1 protein-coding gene is annotated in these 418 nt (G+C 30.6%); it reads left to right on the plus strand.

Annotated elements, in window-relative coordinates:
- Positions 1 to 418, plus strand: a 418-nt coding sequence (locus RCF13_RS05195; RefSeq protein WP_308140916.1) for a phage antirepressor KilAC domain-containing protein, incomplete at both ends; no start/stop codon positions are given.

A 418-nucleotide genomic window follows, 5' to 3' on the forward strand; every position in this document is an offset into this window, starting at 1 on the left:
CAGCTAATTCGGAATTGCCATCTGCAGAAGAATTTGAAAGTTGGATATTTGACGACATTTTACCTAAGGTTAGAGAAACAGGTGGCTATATAAACAATGATGATCTATTCATCAACACGTACTTACCATTTGCAGACGAGAGTACAAAAGCAATGTTTAAAAATACTCTTGAGGTAGTTAGAAAGCAAAATGAGACCATACAGATTATGCAACCTAAAGCAAATTATTTTGATGATCTAATAGATAGAAACTTACTAACTAACATTAGAGATACAGCTAAGGAACTAAAGATTAAGCAAAGTGATTTTACTAAATGGTTAGAAAAAAATAATTACATTTACAGAGATAGTAAGAATAAGATAAGACCTTATGCAGAGTATACACCTAGTTTATTTGAATTAAAAGAGTTCGTAACTAA

Source organism: Stenotrophomonas maltophilia group sp. RNC7, from assembly GCF_030910085.1.
Classification (GTDB): domain Bacteria; phylum Pseudomonadota; class Gammaproteobacteria; order Xanthomonadales; family Xanthomonadaceae; genus Stenotrophomonas; species Stenotrophomonas sepilia.